We start from the raw sequence: 400 nt of genomic DNA, 5'->3' as shown, positions 1-400 counted from the left end.
ACCGGCGGCCGTCGACGGTCGCCGTGCCCGACGTGGGCCGCTCGAGCCCGACCACGACGCGCATCGTCGTCGACTTCCCCGCCCCGTTCGGGCCGAGGAAGCCCGTCACGGTGCCCGGACGTGCCGTGAACGTCAGCCCGTCCACCGCCGTCGTCGGCCCGTAGCGCTTGGTGAGCCCCTCCACCTGGATCATGCGTCCTCCCGTCGTCACCGGCGCCCGGTCCTCGGGCACCGCCGTCGTCGACGCTACGGACGGGCGCGGGGTCGTCGGCTCCCGCCGTCGGCCGAGATCGCCGGAGGAGCGACCTCCTCCTCGGGGAGGAGGAGGTCGTGCCCGTGTGGGAGGCGGTCGCCGGGACGCTCTAGACTGGCCGCATGCTTCCGGCGTGAGAGCGCCGGC

At 75.0% G+C, this 400-nt stretch carries 1 protein-coding gene; it reads right to left on the bottom strand.

Going from position 1 to position 400, the window contains the following annotated elements; all coding sequences use genetic code 11:
• Nucleotides 1-193, bottom strand: a 193-nt coding sequence (locus G3I78_RS50085) for an ATP-binding cassette domain-containing protein (protein WP_164437330.1), incomplete at its 3' end; no start/stop codon positions are given.
• Between the last annotated feature and the right edge of the window lie 207 nt (nt 194-400).

The organism is Streptomyces sp. SID13726 (genome assembly GCF_010548375.1).
In the GTDB taxonomy this organism is placed as follows: Bacteria; Actinomycetota; Actinomycetes; order Streptomycetales; family Streptomycetaceae; genus Streptomyces.
The sequence above is the reverse complement of the archived record's forward strand: the minus strand, read 5'-3'. Positions and strand labels throughout refer to the sequence as shown.